Raw genomic sequence first — 14,592 nt, forward strand, 5'->3', positions numbered from 1 at the left:
CCTCTCGATTTTGGTTGCCAGGATTTCGATCAGGGTACGAGTACGGTGCGCAGGCCGGTTGCATTCTTCAGATCGGCCAACGCCTCGTTGATCTCCGATAACGGCCGAACACTCCCGATGAGTCGATCGAGCGGTAGTTTCCCGCTCGCGTACATTCGGGCCATCAGCGGGAAGTCGACTGCAGGATTGCCCGACCCGTAGTGGCACCCGATGATCCGCTTGCTCCGATCGGTGAGGTCAAGAGGATCGATTCGTGCGGTCACGCCGGCGGGTGTCATCCCGACCAGTACGACGGCTCCACCCGAGGTCAGTAGATCCGGTGAGGATTGGATCGTCGACTCCAACCCGACCGCCTCGAAGACGTAGTCGGCTCCGCCGTCTGTGGCCTCGAAAATCTTTGTCCTCAGTTCGGGATCGGCTCCGTCGAGAGTCAGAGTTGCTCCCAGTGCCTCGGCCATCACACGTCGGTCGGGGTCGAGGTCGACGGCGATGATCGGATCCGCGCCGATCATCGACAGGCCCATGATCACGGACTGGCCTACGCCTCCACATCCGATAACGACTGCAGCACTGCCGAACTCGACCTCGGCGGTGTGTATGACGGCACCGATGCCGGTCGTGACGGCGCACCCGATGAGCGCAGCCACCTCGAACGGTAACGTCCTCGGCACCACTACGACCGCCGACATCGGCACGACCACGAACTGCGAGAACGCACCGAGACCGAGCACGGGCCACGTGGGTTCTCCGTCCACATCGGTCGTGGCGGTGGTGCCGTCGGGCAGCTGGTGTGCGCCGGCGGACGCATCCGAACACAGCCAGGGCTTCCCGGCTGCGCATTTTCGACACGTGCCGCACGCTGCGAACCAGGACAGAACGACGTGATCACCGGTCTGTACGCCGGTGGTTCCATCACCGAGTTGTTCGATCACACCCGCTGCCTCGTGGCCGCCGACGTATCGTTTCGAATCTTTCTCCCAGTCACCGTCGATCATGTGCAGATCGGAGTGACAGACGCAGGCAGATTTGATGCGAACCAGCACCTCCCCGCGTCGTGGGGCGCGCACTGTCAGCTCGGTCATTCGGAGCGCCGAGTCGGATGGGTTGAATACTGCCGCTGCACTGATGATCGTCATGTGTGGGCGCTACCGATCCGATCTGTCGCATGGGATGCGTTGTGGATGAGTTTCTTGTTCGAGAATTCGTCGACTCCGAACCGGCCGAGTTCTCGTCCGATACCGGAGTTCTTCACTCCACCGAAGGGAAGCGCAGGCGCGGATTTTATCATCTTGTTGATACCCACCATCCCAACGTCGAGTTTGTCCGCAACGAAAGCTGCCTCGTGTTCGTCAGTGGTGAATACGGCTCCGCCCAACCCGTAGGGGGTGTCGTTCGCGATCTCGATCGCGTGTTCGGTGGAGCGCGCTCGGTACAGCACAGCCACCGGCCCGAACAGTTCCTCGCGGTAGGCACGCATACCCGCGGTGACATCGGACATCACAGTGGCCGGATAGAACGATCCCGGGCCGTCGGGCACGACGCCTCCGAGATGAACAGTGGCCCCCTTGCCGATTGCGTCGCCCACTTGGTCCTCGAGAGCGTTCCGGGCCGATCGCGATGCCATCGGGCCGAGCCGTGTCCTCGGGTCGGCCGGATCCCCGGTCGTCCATGATGCGGCTTTATCCACGAAGGAAAGCAAGAATTCATCCCAGATATCCTCGTGCACGATGATTCGCTTTGCTGAGGTACATGTTTGACCGGCGTTGCCGAAGCGCCCTGCAGTGCCCACATCGACGGCGAGTGTCAGATCTGCACTCGGTAGGACGATGAACGGGTCGGAGCCGCCCAGTTCGAGAACGGCCTTCTTGACATGCTTGCCCGCCAACTCCCCGATAGCGACGCCTGCGCGTTCGGAACCGGTGAGGGAGACACCACGAACAAGTGGGTCAGCCACCAGATCTGCAACTTGACGATGGGAGAGAAAGAGGTTGGTGAATCTCCCCGATGGAAGGCCTGCATCACGCAGAAGTATCGCGATCTCGAGGGCTTGTTGTGGACAGCATTCCGCATGTTTGAGTAGAACACTGTTGCCCAACAGGAGATTCGGTGCAACGAACCGTGCAGCCTGATAGTACGGCAGGTTCCACGGCATCACGCCGAGAACAACTCCGATCGGCGCGGTCCTGATGATCGCGCGACCCTCCTCCGCCGTCACCGGCTCGTCGGCCAGCATTGCGGGACCTGCGGTTCCGTAGTATTCGTAGATCGACGCAGCCAACTCCACCTCGGCCATGGCCTGACTGACAGGTTTTCCGATCTCCAGAACCGACAGCGCGGCCAGTCTTTCCGCGTTCTTCCGATAAAGTCGCGCAGTTCTGATCAGACTCGCCGCCCGCTCCGTAACATCGGACTCGGTCGACCGTCGGTATGCCGCCTGCGCCTTTCGCACTCGCGAATCCACTTCGCCATCCGAGTGGAGACGGAACTCGAGAATGCGTGTGCACGTCGTCGGATCGGTAGTGGCGTAGCCCGGCATCGGCTCGCCCATTGTCGAATTCATTGTCGAATTCATGTCAGGGCTTCGGCTTCTTCGGCGAGAACGGTTCGGATGGAATCGCCGAGAACGGAGACCATTTCATCGATCTCGTTGGGGGAGATGACGAACGGGGGCGAGATCTGGATCTGGTCTCCGTCCTTGCCCGCGTTGGCGCCGGGAGTCCCCTCGCGGAACAGCACTCCTCTCGCTTCCGCCTCCCGAACAATCCGGCTGGCGATCTTTCGGTCCGGCGAAAATGGTTGGCGCGTCTTCGGATTGCCAACTATCTCCACTCCTTGCAGCAACCCGAGCCCGCGAATGTCGCCAATGGCAGGGATGGTAGGCGCGAGTTCTTCGAGGCGTGCCCTGAGATAGTCCCCGCGCGTCGACGCCAGCTCGAACAGACTATGTTCCTGTATATAGTCGAAGACCTGGACACCGATCGCACATGCCATCGGCATACCGCCGTACGTGAAACCGTGTACGAATTGGCCTGACACAGAACGAATCTTGTCGACGATGGCGCCGCTTGCAACACACGCGGCGATCGGGGTGTATCCCGATCCCAAACCCTTGCCCACCGTGACGATGTCCGGGGTCACGTCCCAGTGCTCGATCGCAAATGTTCTTCCGGTTCGGCCATATCCGGTGAGAACCTCATCGGCGATGAACAGCACATCGTATTTGCGGCAGATTTCCTGGATGCGCTCGTAGTAGCCCTCGACCGGGACGGCACCGGCGAGAGACGAACCCGAAATCGGCTCGACCAGGAATGCGGATACCGTGTCGGGTCCTTCTTGGAGTATCACCCGTTCGAGGTCCTCAGCGCATCGAATACCGCACTGGGGGTGAGAAAGCGAGAACGGGCACCGGTAGCAGTATGCCGCAGCAATCTTGGGGCTGCTGTCGAGGTACGGCGAGTAGCGAGCCGACCACGTCGGGCGGCCGGACAATGCCAGCATCGCGAGTGTGTTTCCGTGATAGCTGGCTGTTCTACTGATCACCTTCCACTTCGATGCGCGCCCGCAATCGAGGTGGTACTGGCGGGCAAGCTTGACTGCCGACTCGTTGGCCTCCGAACCACCCGAAGTGAAGAACACTCGACCGTCTTCGATTGGCGTGATCGACGCCAGTTTGCGCGCCAGTTCTTCCTGCCACGGGTTTGTCATGAAGGCCGAATAGACGAAGCTCGTGCTGTCCCAGTTGTCGGCAACTCGAGCGGAGATTTCCGATACCCCGTGGCCGATGATGTTCACGGCCGTGCCACCGACGGCATCGATGTACCGCCGACCGGTGGAGTCGGTCAGGTAGACGCCCTCCGACGCAACGATGTTCTTGTAGTTCTGGAGCAGTTCACGGTAGAGAACGGACGTAGGCGGGGCATCAGGAGTTGTCCCCGCGTCCTCCGGTTCCTGCGTGGACACGATTCCAGCAGACAGTTCCGTCACGGACTACTCCTACGGGGTAGAGCACACCTCGAGTGCGCTAGAAGGGAATTCATTTCGACCAATCGGCCAGTTGTTGGACAATTGGACCACCACCTCTCCTCGAAGTCAACAAGTCAGGCCCGAACGGGGCGATGTCGCCGACCGGCGACGGGTCAGCGCACGGTGGGCTGTGGCTGAGCCGACCTGGTCAGGGCGGTGACTGCGTCTCGCTCGGACAAGACCAAGTGCTCGTGAAGTAGTCGCTGGGAATGAGCGAGGTTGCCGCTTTCGAGCGCCTCGAGCATCGTCATGTGCTCTTTGGCGACACGTTCGTGGTCGAGATCTTTGAATCCTTCGATAAGGAAACACAGTTGCAGCTCACTGAGCATCGCTCGGTAGGCACGTGACATGTGGCCGCTGCCGAGGGCGTCCACGAGGGCGGTGTGGAACGCGAGATCGAGATCGCGCAATTCGGTCCACACTGAGCCAGTGCTGAGCGCCGTCATCTGCCCGGCGATAGCGCGAGCCGGTGTGAGGGCGGCATGGTCTCCGCAAATCGCCTGCGCGGCATCCAATTCGAGAAGTCGCCGCATACGGAAGCAGTCCTCAATCTCGTCCGCGGTCAGGCCTCGAACGAATACCCCCCGGTTGGCCTCGTGCCGGACCAGACCCTCGTGACCGAGCGACGCGAGCGCCACCCGCATGGAATGCCTGCTCACCCCGAACTCGGCACACAGTGCATTCTCGCGGAGGACGTCGCCGGCCGACAGGCGTCCATCGAGAATTTGGTTTCTCAGCGCGATCGCAAGAGCTTCCACCGTCGAAACTGTCCGGAGCGCCACAGTACGATCTCCCTTTTGTTAATCCGTACCAATTCTGACTTTCGAGTTTAACCGACTCCCGCGTGATTGTGTGATCGTCCAACTGTTCGCAAATCGGGAAGATCCCGGGGTAGATCCGTAGTGCCCGTCGACTGGCGCGACCCCCACAGATCTTGCGTCGTTTCAATGACGTTACATCGCAGCGGAATACGAAAAAACGGTTGCCGGATGACACAATGCACGTTAGATTGTCGACACGATCAATTGTCCAACAACAAGGTGGGCCCGATGTTCCGCACTGATCCATCCCTGTCTTCTTCATCCCCGTCGTCGGCGAGGTCTTTCGACCTCAGCTCATTCACGCTCGACCGCAGGCGCTTCCTGGGTGGGGTGGCGGCCCTCGGCGCAGGAGCGGTGCTCGCAGCATGCTCCAGCGGAGGAAGCGGCCAGCCCCTCGGTGCAGTCTCCACGCTTCCTTCGGCACTGCAGGGAGGCACTCCGAAGCGTGGTGGAACCTTCACTGTCGGGATGGGCGGTTCGGGAAGCGCAGAGACCCTCTACGGCGGCAATGCTGCAGTCAGTGTCGATTATCTGCGTTCGTACAGCCTGTACAACTTGTTGTTCTACCCGGCCACGAAGGTGACGCCTCTGCAACCGGGCTTGGCCCTGAATGCCACGGCGAATGCCGACTCCACTGTGTGGACGTTGGAACTGCGCAAGGACGTTCTGTGGCACAACGGAAAACCGTTCGAGGCGTCGGATGTCGTCTACAACATCCAGTCTCTGTGGACCGATCCTTCGAAGAACCTCGGCGCAGCGTTCTTGACAGGATTGATCGATCTGCCGAACGTGCGGGCGCTCGATACCAACACTGTGCAGATCCCGTTGACGCGGGCAGTCGGGCAGCTTCCGTCGTTGTTCGCCTACGTCAACTTTGCGGTGCTGCCCGCAGGATCGACGCCGGAATCGGTTGCTGCACAGCCGATCGGAACGGGTCCCTTCCGCTACGTCTCCTTCACTCCTGGCCGAGAGAGCGTCTTCGATGCCAACCGCGACTACTGGGAGGAGGGAAAGCCATACGTCGACAGACTAGTAGTGCAGAGCGGCTTCTCCGACCCGACGGCGGTCGTGAATGCACTCGAAGCCGGTCAGATCAACCTGGCGTCGTCGGTCGACCCCGTCTCCGCACGCCAGCAGGCCACCAGCAATCGATTCCAGGTGATCCAATCCGAGCTGGCGGCAAATGTCGCACTGATCTCCATGCGTGTCGACGAAGGTCCGTTTGCCGATGTCAGGGTCCGGCAGGCAATGAAGCTTCTGTGCAACAGGCAGGCATTGATCGACGGTGCACTGTCCGGATTCGGTACGCCCGGAAACGATCTTATCTCGGTGGGCAGCGAGTTCTTCGCCGGTGATATCACCTCGGAATACGATCCCGATCGTGCCAAGTCCTTGCTCCAGCAAGCCGGGGCCGATGGTCAGGCCTTCAGCCTTCAGACGTTCAGCGGTGGCGGGCCGTGGGACCCGGCGGCAACGCTGTTCGCCCAGCAGGCACAGGCGGCGGGCGTCGATGTTCAAGCTGACGTGACCAGCAGTGACACGTACTTCACAGCTGCCGGTGGCGTGTACACCGGTTATTTCCGGCAGAATTTCTCCGGCCCCATCGCGACCTCGCTGACCGCCAGCTATCGCCTGTTTCTGTCGAAGAATGCACCCTTCCAGGACACCCACTGGGCACAGCAACCCGGCGGTGACAAATACGAGTCCTTGCTGGATCAGGCCATCAGCGCCTCGGACGCCGGTCTGGCAGCAGAACTGTGGAAGGAAGTACAGCAGGTTCAGCATGACGAGGGCGGGTACATCGGCTGGGCCAATATGCCGTATGTCGACGCGGCGGCCAATAACGTGCGCGGGTTGTCTGCCGGCTCGGCGACCAGCTTCAACAACTACCGTCTCTGTGACGGATGGGTCGAGTAGCGGCGATGATCGGAGTAATAGCAGACGACCTCACCGGAGCGAGTGACGCGGCGAGCGCGATGCGTCGTCGCGGACTCGAGGTCGCAGTGACTTTCGGGGTTCCGACGTCTGCATCGTTGTCCAGTCTGGCCGGCATCGATGTGGTGATCGCCGCTCTCAAGACTCGTAGTGTTGATGCGATTGTGGCTGTAGCAGCGGTGGAATCCACGGCGGACGTGTTCGCAGCGCTCGAGATCGACATCGTGTACTTCAAGTACTGCAGCACCTTCGACTCGACCCCGCGTGGAAACATCGGAGCGGTGGCCGACGCATTGATGTCTCGTACTGGGACCGACATCTTTCTGCACGTTCCCGGTTATCCGGACAACGGGCGAACCGTGTGCCATGGGTATCTGTTCGTCGACGACCTGCTGCTGGGCGAGTCCTCGATGCGACACCATCCTCTCAATCCGATGCTCGACTCCGACCTGGTTCGATTGTTGTCGCCGCAAACTGGGACCGCTGCAATGAAACTGCGGTACATCGACATTCGTTCCGAGACCGAGGCGGTGGCACTCATCTCCTCCATCGAGACCACCGCTCACGTTCTGTGCGATACGTTGGACAACGCCGATATCGATGCCTTGACCCGTGTGGCGACGGCTGGGGGCGTCGCGCCCCGAGTTCTGGTCGGCGGCGGCGCACCGATGGCCGCGGCCCTGTGCTCCACCCTCGTTCGATCGCGACGCACTGTAGACGAAGACACGACTCGGTCTGAATTCCGCGCTGGACCGCGCACAGACGGATTCGCCGTGGCGATCGCCGGAAGCGCATCCGCCACGACGGCCCGACAAATCGATGCGTTCGACGGACCGACGTTGCGCCTGTCCGCACGCGAACTGGCTCAATCTGATATTGCTGCACGCGTGCATAGTTGGGCACTCGACCGATGGGAACGCGGACCGATACTGGTGACGTCCAACGGGGGCGGTACGGAACGGCTGGACAGCGCGGAGGCCGAAGCAGTGGAGCTGGGGCTTGCCGCGATTGCCCGACGCCTCGTCGAGGCGGGTGCCGATCGCATCATTGTCGCTGGTGGCGAGACATCAGGGGCCGTCGCAGTGGGACTCGGTATTTCGACGGTCGTCGTCGGAGACGAGATTTGCACCGGTGTACCGTGGACCTACGCTTTCGATCCGGCTGTATGGATTGCGTTCAAGTCCGGCAACTTCGGGTCCGACGATTTCTTCCGCAGTGCTTTCGATTCGCAGATGGTGTGTTCGGCGTGACAGGCGTCGCGGGCCTCGGCGGCATCGTCGAACTCGGTGCCGCCCTGACCTCGCGCGGACTCACCCCGGGAAAAACCGGAAATCTCAGTGTGCGTGGCGAGGGTCTGGTCAGTATCACGCCGACCGGTGCCGTGCTGGGAAGCATGCGCGTGGAGGACATCTCCACGGTCACCGCCGATGAGGGCGAACACGTCTCGGGCCGCAGGGCCTCCAAAGAACTCGCCATGCATCAGGCTATGTATCAGGTGCATCAGGACTGCTTCGCAATCGTTCACGTTCATTCGTTGCATGCTGTTGCAGTGTCCTGCCTTTCGGGGATCGACGACCGGGAGCCACTTCCCCGGATTACTCCCTACTTCGATATGAAGGTGCCCACGCTTCGACTCGTCGATTATCACCCACCGGGCTCCGACGATCTTGCCGTCGCCGTGCGCAGGGCCGCACCGGGGTATCGATCGCTGCTTCTTCGCAACCACGGATCGCTCGTCGCGGCACCGACGCTCGAGGAAGCAGCCGATGCCGCCGAGGAGATCGAGCAAACGGCAGCACTGATGCTGCTGCTGCACGGCAGGGCAGTGAACAGACTCTCGGCGACCACATCCCCCAATGCAAGTGGAGGAATCCGATGATCACCACGACCGCTCCTGCTGTCGTTGCCTCACCCCGGCCGAGGTATTCGGTACGTCAGCGGAACCCCGTGCTAGCCACCCTGCTCAGGCGCGGAATATACGGTGTCGCAACTCTATTCGTGGTCAGCATTTTGATCTTTGCGGCGACCAATATTCTCCCCGGTGATGTCGCCGAGGTGGTTCTCGGCCGTGGTGCGACACCCGAAACGGTTGCCGCACTGCAGCAACGACTCGGACTCGATCAATCACTGGTGGCGCGGTATCTGGATTGGGTCGGCGGCGTGCTCCGCGGAGACCTCGGCGAGTCCGCAGTCGGTGCCGCGCAGAACGCACCCGATGCACGTGTTTCGGCGATGATCGGTGCGCCGTTGGTCAATTCCGCGATCCTAGCCGGTGTGTCGGCATTGCTACTGGTTCCTCTGTCGCTGCTGCTCGGAGTCTTCGCTGCGGTCCGAGAGGGCAGGCCGGCCGACCAGCTGACGTCCTACGTCACATTGATACTCGGTTGTCTCCCCGAGTTCGTCGTGGGTGCCATGCTGATTCTTGTCTTTTCGACCAATCTCGGATGGTTTCCACCGGTGGCTCTGATCGCCCCCGGATCGAGCCCGCTGAGCGATCCAGCAACCCTGGTGCTTCCGGTCGTAACTCTGATCGGTGCCGCACTCGCATTCGCGGCACGCCAGGTTCGGGCGGGCATGGTGACCACCTTGAAGCAGGACTACGTCGTCATTGCGCGCCTCAACGGCCTTCCGGAATCGAAGGTTTTGCGTCGGTACGCTTTACGAAATGCTGTCGCTACCACTGTGCAGACCTACGCTCAGGCAATTCAGTATCTGTTCGCCGGGGTGATAGTGGTCGAGGCCCTGTATGCGTACCCGGGCATCGGCACCCAGTTGGTGCAGGCAGTGACCAGCCGAGATACCACGGCGGTAGCGGGGATTGCCGTCGTACTGGCTGCCGGCTACATCGTCGTCAATATCGTCGCCGACGTTCTGGTGACGCTTCTCGTTCCGAAACTGCGGACTGGACTTGCACAATGACCACACCGGCACCGATACCCGGCGGCACCGCGCCGATCGCACCGCGCCATCGACCACAACTACCCTCCTTCGTCACAACCCGGCAGGGCGCAACCGGCTTGCTGCTGTTCATCGCAGTTCTGGCCACTGCTGCGTTCGGTCCGCTATTCGCGCCGTACGACATCGCCGAGCCGATCGGGGTGCCAGGGAACCCGCCAGTGCCGGGGGCACCTCTGGGACTCGACCAACTCGGGCGAGACGTGCTGAGCCGCTTTCTCAACGGTGGTGCGCCCGTCATCCTTCTCGCGGCGGTGAGCGTCATCGTCGCCTATGCCGTGGGGGTGCAGTTGGGGATGATCGCAGGCTTGAATCATGGACGGTTCGTCGATTCCATGATCATGCGAGTCGTCGATGTCTTCATCGCGTTCCCTCCACTGCTCCTGCTTCTGGTGCTGATCTCAGGCAGCGGTTCTTCGCCGATCGTAGTCGCGGGTGGGATTGCCCTCGTTCTCTTTCCCGGTGTGACTCGCATCGTCAGATCGGCGACACAGGAGGTCTCCACATCCGGCTTCATCGACGCTGCGGTCGTCCGAGGAGAGAGTCCGACGGCGATCATGTATCGCGAGATATTCCCGAATATCGTGCAGACGGTTCTGGCCGACGTCGGCATCAGGTTCTCGACCGCGATCGTGCTGGCCGCCAGCCTGAACTTCCTCGGTCTCGGTTCTCGACCTCCGGCCGCGAACTGGGGTCTGATGGTGGCCGAGAACAGATTGATCATGGGGTCCAACATCTGGGCCACTGTTGCACCGGCCCTCATGTTGGGTGTTCTCGTCATCTCGGTCAACCTGATCGCAGATGCTCACGTCAAATCACTCGGCCGATCGAAAGGTGGAGCAGCTTGATGTCGACCATGACCGAAGGAAGCACGGCGCCACTCCTGCGAGCCGAGAACGTCACGGTTCGACTGCGCGGTGGTCCGCCGATAGTCAAGGGGGTCGATCTGGAGCTTGCACGCGGCGAAATCCTCGGAATTGTCGGCGAATCCGGCTCGGGGAAGACCACATTGGCCCGATCGCTGCTCGGACACTGCGCAACAGGTCTTGACATCAGTGACGGCTCGTTGCTGATCGACGGTACGGCCCGTCCCATGGATGAGTCACTCCGATTCCTGCGAGGACGCACCATCTCGTATGTGCCTCAGGATCCGGGTCGAGCACTCAATCCTGCTCTGACGATTCAAGAGTCGATCCAGGACGTGATCAAGGCGCATACGGGTGCTGCTGCCTCCGATGGCGACATGGCCGAGCACTTCGACCGGGTCGGTCTACCCTCGACCGAACAGTTCCGCCGGCGGCTCCCGCATCAGCTGTCCGGCGGGCAACAGCAACGGGTGTGCATTGCCATCGCGTTGGCCTGTAAACCTCCGGTCGTAGTTCTCGACGAACCGACGACCGGTCTCGATGTGGTCACTCAGGCCAGGATCCTCGCTGAACTCGGTCGACTCCGAATGGAACTCGGCGTGTCCATGATCTACGTGACGCACGATTTGGCTGTGGTCGCGCAGATTGCCGATCGAGTAGCGGTGATGTACGACGGTCGTGTCGTCGAACAGGGACCCGTTCACGAGGTTCTGACCCGGCCCCGACACCCCTACACTCTGGGCCTGCTTGCATCGACGCCCGACCATTTGCTGCCCAGGACCCTGCAGTCCATGCCCGGTATTGCGCCCGGTGTCGAAGCGGATTCCGACGGGTGTTCGTTCGTATCACGGTGCCCGGTCTCGACGGGCGAGTGCAGCGAGCATCGGCCCCCGATGGTCGAGACCGGAAGTGCGCATTCGACGAGATGTTTCGAGTGGAAGAGGACCGACACAGCGGAATTCGTTCCGTTCGTACCGCCACCTGCGCGGGCCGCAACGGTGCCGGTACTGACAGTGTCCGATCTGTCGATCACCTACGGAAGTGGCGCGCGCGCGGTGACTGTCGCCACGAATATCGAGTTCACTCTGAACCACGGTTCATGCGTTGCGTTGGTGGGTGAGTCCGGGAGCGGCAAGACCTCGATTGCGCGGGCAGTATCCGGTTTGATTGCACCGACATCGGGTTCCGTTTCACTGGGCGAGGAGACTTTGCCACCGTTGGCCCGCGCGCGAACGACGGAGCAGCGTCGCAAGGTGCAGCTCGTGTTCCAGAATCCAGCTGATGCACTCAACCCACGCCGAACCGTCTTCGACCAGATCGGGCGACCAGCAAGGCTGCTGCGGCGCGTCTCTCGGTCCGGCATCGACAACGAAGTGGAGCGACTTCTCGATTCGGTCAGACTGCCGCGGCGGGTGAAGAACCGCTATCCGGCTGAACTGTCGGGCGGGGAACGGCAGCGTGTTGCAATCGCGCGCGCCCTGGCAGCAGGACCGGAAGTGCTGGTCTGTGACGAGATCACATCCGCGCTTGATGTGTCCGTGCAGGCGGCGGTCCTTGACCTCATGTCCGAATTGCGTTCCACTGGGACGAGTCTTCTCTTCATCACACATGATCTCGGGGTCGTGTCCACGATCGCCGATCAGGTACTCGTGCTGGACAAGGGAATCGTGTGCGAACATGGACCCGTATCTACCGTTCTGTCGAACCCGCAGTCTCCCTACACCAAGACACTGCTTGGGTCCGCGCCCAGTGTCTCCCAACAACTTCCCACGGGTTCGGGAGCCTTCAAGTCGGCTCCGTTGGCACTCTGAATCGCTTCGGCATTCATCCGCAGACAATCGTCGTTCGACGACATCGAAAGAGAGTTCACATGAAATTCGGCATTTTCAGTCCGCCCTATGCGGATCCGACGTCTCCCCTCCGGGACGTGATGGAGTGGAGTCTGCAAGTTGCCCGCTGGGGTGATGAACTGGGCTTTTCCGAAATTTGGTTCGCCGAGCATTACACGACGGGCTGGCAGAACTCGCCCGCACCCGAGCTCATGATCGCCGCAGCAGCACGGGAAACCGAGAACATCACTCTCGCCGCAGGCGCGCACCTCGTTCCCTACACGAACCCGGCTGCCCTGGCGTATCGAATCATGGCACTCGACCACCTGACCGGAGGCCGCTACATCGCAGGCGTCGGTGCCGGGGCGTATCCGATGGACCAGCAATTGTTCAACACGGGCGGACGGAATGCAGAAATGCTCGTCGAAGGCCTCGACATCATGACCAAGGTGTGGCGTGGTGAACCGTTCCGCCACGAAGGTGAGTTCTGGACGGTAGATCTTCCCGCGTACAACGAGGCTCAAGCCGGACCTGTACTGCGGCCATACCGAAGCCCCCATCCTCCGATTGCCATTGCCGGAAGCAGCGCGAAGTCGGCCAGCTTTGCGCTCGCAGGAAAGAACGGCTACATACCGCTCAGCTTCGCCAAGAGTGCACGTCATCTCAATGGGCAGTGGACCGGATACTCGGAGGCGTCCGTGGCCGGGGGACACCGGCCGGATCGAGCGAATTGGCGTGTGTGCCGTGAGGTATTCGTCGCCGACACCGACGAGGAAGCACGCCGCTTGGTCACCGAAGGCTTCATGGGGCACTTCTACGACAAGGTGATGATCGACGTCTATCAGCGCGGCGGCGAATCGTTGGCCCCTGGAGTGGCACCCGGAGACGTGACGGCCGAACTCCTCGCCCGTGACGTATGGCTCGTCGGATCTCCTGAAACCGTTGCCGAACGGATCATCGGCGAGTTCGAGCAGTCCGGCGGCTTCGGCACCCTGGTCGCGTTCGACTTCGACTACCGGTCCAATCCCGACGCCTACCGCCATTCTCTCGACCTGTTGATCAATGAGGTCGGACCCCGAGTTGCCCATCTTTCGTTGGAGGACAAATGATTTCGCTTCAGTTGCACGGTGAACAGGATTTGCGACTCGAGGATGTGCAGGTTGCAGAGGTCGGCAAGGGGGATGTGAAGATCAAGGTGGCGTACAACGGAATCTGTGGCAGTGACCTGCACTTCTACTACGCAGCCTCGCGGAGTGGATGGTCTCGTCCTCGCAATATCGGGCACGAGATCTCCGGCGTCGTGGCCGAGGTGGGCTCTGACGTCAGTGATGTGTCGGTCGGAGATCGTGTGTCCGTCTATCCGATCGACAGCTGCGGTTCTTGCGTCCAGTGTGTCGATGGCCACCCGGTTCTGTGCGAGGTGCTGGACCGATCGGTCTCCACTGTCGGCTGTGGGTCTCCGATCGGTGGAATGGGCGAATACTGCGTCGTGCCGAATCATTTGATCATTCCACTGCCGGATGGGCTGTCGCTGGCCCAAGGTGCATTGGTCGAGCCGATTGCAGTCGCGGCAACGGCAGTCGAACGTGCCCAGCTCAAAGCGGACAGCGTCGTCGTGGTGTCCGGAGGCGGCCCGATCGGTATCGGTGCCGTCCTGTCGCTCGAGGCCATGGGAATCACCAACTTCGTCGTATCCGAACCCTCCGAAGCGCGCCGGGCAGCGCTGACGAACTTGACGTCCGCCCGTGTCATCGATCCGACGTCCGAGGATCTTCCGGCCATCGTCCGGGAGCTCAGTGGAGGTCGAGGAGCCGACGTCGTGCTCGAATGTGCAGGCGCTGGAGCTGCGTTCGATGCTGCCCTTGCGATCGTGCGCAAGCGCGGAAAGATCGTGATGATCGGCCTGTTCGAGAAGCCGTACCAGTTGCTCCCCAATGGTATTGCCCTCAATGAGATTTCGATCGTCGGGCACAACGGATCTACCCAGGATGTGTTTCGGACGGTCATGCGGTGGATGGAGGAAGGAAAGATCCCGACCGATTCATGGGTGACCTACGTGCCGCTCGCCGAGTCGGTCGAAGGTGGATTCGAGCCGCTTCGACGAGGAGAAGAGATCAAGGTTCTCGTCGACATAGCCGGTTCGTCGAGCGAAGAGTAGGGCGG

The 14,592-nt window shown here is 61.3% G+C and carries 12 protein-coding genes; 8 read left to right on the plus strand and 4 right to left on the minus strand.

Going from position 1 to position 14,592, the window contains the following annotated elements:
• Nucleotides 1–29: 29 nt before the first annotated feature.
• From WDS16_RS27090 to WDS16_RS27105, 4 genes are all read right to left on the minus strand, one after another.
• Nucleotides 30–1,136 carry a zinc-binding dehydrogenase gene (locus WDS16_RS27090; protein WP_338889227.1) on the minus strand — a complete coding sequence of 369 codons (1,107 nt, stop codon included), beginning with the start codon at nucleotides 1,134–1,136 and terminating at the stop codon, nucleotides 30–32.
• On the minus strand, nucleotides 1,133–2,560 hold the full coding sequence (locus tag WDS16_RS27095; protein WP_338889229.1) for an NAD-dependent succinate-semialdehyde dehydrogenase: 1,428 nt from the start codon (nucleotides 2,558–2,560) through the stop codon (nucleotides 1,133–1,135). Before WDS16_RS27095 ends, WDS16_RS27090 begins: the two co-directional genes overlap by 4 nt.
• Nucleotides 2,561–2,568: 8 nt before the next feature.
• Nucleotides 2,569–3,984 (minus strand): aspartate aminotransferase family protein, encoded by a 1,416-nt coding sequence (locus WDS16_RS27100; protein WP_338889230.1) that lies wholly within the window; start codon nucleotides 3,982–3,984, stop codon nucleotides 2,569–2,571.
• 152 nt (nucleotides 3,985–4,136) lie between these two features.
• The gene (locus WDS16_RS27105; protein WP_338889231.1) at nucleotides 4,137–4,781 is read right to left on the minus strand and encodes a GntR family transcriptional regulator; all 645 of its coding nucleotides are present in this window, start codon (nucleotides 4,779–4,781) and stop codon (nucleotides 4,137–4,139) included.
• A 291-nt stretch (nucleotides 4,782–5,072) separates the two neighbouring features.
• Between WDS16_RS27105 and WDS16_RS27110 the strand changes: the two genes are divergently transcribed.
• The 8 genes from WDS16_RS27110 to WDS16_RS27145 are packed head-to-tail and all read left to right on the plus strand — an operon-like array spanning nucleotide 5,073 to nucleotide 14,587.
• Entirely contained in the window at nucleotides 5,073–6,761 is a 1,689-nt protein-coding gene (locus tag WDS16_RS27110) for an ABC transporter substrate-binding protein (RefSeq protein WP_338889232.1), read from the plus strand.
• A 5-nt stretch (nucleotides 6,762–6,766) separates the two neighbouring features.
• Complete coding sequence (locus WDS16_RS27115; protein WP_338889233.1) at nucleotides 6,767–8,029, plus strand: four-carbon acid sugar kinase family protein; 1,263 nt, start codon at nucleotides 6,767–6,769, stop codon at nucleotides 8,027–8,029.
• A complete protein-coding gene (locus tag WDS16_RS27120) occupies nucleotides 8,026–8,658 on the plus strand; it encodes a class II aldolase/adducin family protein (RefSeq protein WP_338889234.1) in 633 nt (210 codons plus the stop codon). The genes WDS16_RS27115 and WDS16_RS27120 overlap by 4 nt, the downstream gene beginning before the upstream one ends.
• Nucleotides 8,655–9,698, plus strand: a complete 1,044-nt coding sequence (locus WDS16_RS27125; protein WP_338889235.1) for an ABC transporter permease — start codon at nucleotides 8,655–8,657, stop codon at nucleotides 9,696–9,698. The genes WDS16_RS27120 and WDS16_RS27125 overlap by 4 nt, the downstream gene beginning before the upstream one ends.
• Nucleotides 9,695–10,582 (plus strand): ABC transporter permease, encoded by an 888-nt coding sequence (locus WDS16_RS27130; protein WP_338889236.1) that lies wholly within the window; start codon nucleotides 9,695–9,697, stop codon nucleotides 10,580–10,582. The genes WDS16_RS27125 and WDS16_RS27130 overlap by 4 nt, the downstream gene beginning before the upstream one ends.
• Nucleotides 10,582–12,411 (plus strand): ABC transporter ATP-binding protein, encoded by a 1,830-nt coding sequence (locus WDS16_RS27135; RefSeq protein ID WP_338889237.1) that lies wholly within the window; start codon nucleotides 10,582–10,584, stop codon nucleotides 12,409–12,411. Before WDS16_RS27130 ends, WDS16_RS27135 begins: the two co-directional genes overlap by 1 nt.
• Before the next feature lie 59 nt (nucleotides 12,412–12,470).
• A complete protein-coding gene (locus tag WDS16_RS27140; protein WP_338889239.1) occupies nucleotides 12,471–13,538 on the plus strand; it encodes an LLM class flavin-dependent oxidoreductase in 1,068 nt (355 codons plus the stop codon).
• Nucleotides 13,535–14,587 (plus strand): alcohol dehydrogenase catalytic domain-containing protein, encoded by a 1,053-nt coding sequence (locus WDS16_RS27145; RefSeq protein WP_338889241.1) that lies wholly within the window; start codon nucleotides 13,535–13,537, stop codon nucleotides 14,585–14,587. Before WDS16_RS27140 ends, WDS16_RS27145 begins: the two co-directional genes overlap by 4 nt.
• The last annotated feature ends 5 nt before the right edge of the window (nucleotides 14,588–14,592 follow it).

Origin of the sequence: Rhodococcus sovatensis (assembly GCF_037327425.1) — a bacterium.
GTDB classification, from domain to species: domain Bacteria; phylum Actinomycetota; class Actinomycetes; order Mycobacteriales; family Mycobacteriaceae; genus Rhodococcoides; species Rhodococcoides sovatense.

What these genes read in the sequence shown, in the direction of transcription:
- WDS16_RS27090 (WP_338889227.1), bottom strand. Translation starts at nt 1,136, where the DNA reads ATGACGATCATCAGTGCAGCGGCAGTATTCAACCCATCCGACTCGGCG.
- WDS16_RS27095 (WP_338889229.1), bottom strand. Translation starts at nt 2,560, where the DNA reads ATGAATTCGACAATGGGCGAGCCGATGCCGGGCTACGCCACTACCGAT.
- WDS16_RS27110 (WP_338889232.1), top strand. Translation starts at nt 5,073, where the DNA reads ATGTTCCGCACTGATCCATCCCTGTCTTCTTCATCCCCGTCGTCGGCG.
- WDS16_RS27115 (WP_338889233.1), top strand. Translation starts at nt 6,767, where the DNA reads ATGATCGGAGTAATAGCAGACGACCTCACCGGAGCGAGTGACGCGGCG.
- WDS16_RS27125 (WP_338889235.1), top strand. Translation starts at nt 8,655, where the DNA reads ATGATCACCACGACCGCTCCTGCTGTCGTTGCCTCACCCCGGCCGAGG.
- WDS16_RS27130 (WP_338889236.1), top strand. Translation starts at nt 9,695, where the DNA reads ATGACCACACCGGCACCGATACCCGGCGGCACCGCGCCGATCGCACCG.
- WDS16_RS27135 (WP_338889237.1), top strand. Translation starts at nt 10,582, where the DNA reads ATGTCGACCATGACCGAAGGAAGCACGGCGCCACTCCTGCGAGCCGAG.
- WDS16_RS27140 (WP_338889239.1), top strand. Translation starts at nt 12,471, where the DNA reads ATGAAATTCGGCATTTTCAGTCCGCCCTATGCGGATCCGACGTCTCCC.
- WDS16_RS27145 (WP_338889241.1), top strand. Translation starts at nt 13,535, where the DNA reads ATGATTTCGCTTCAGTTGCACGGTGAACAGGATTTGCGACTCGAGGAT.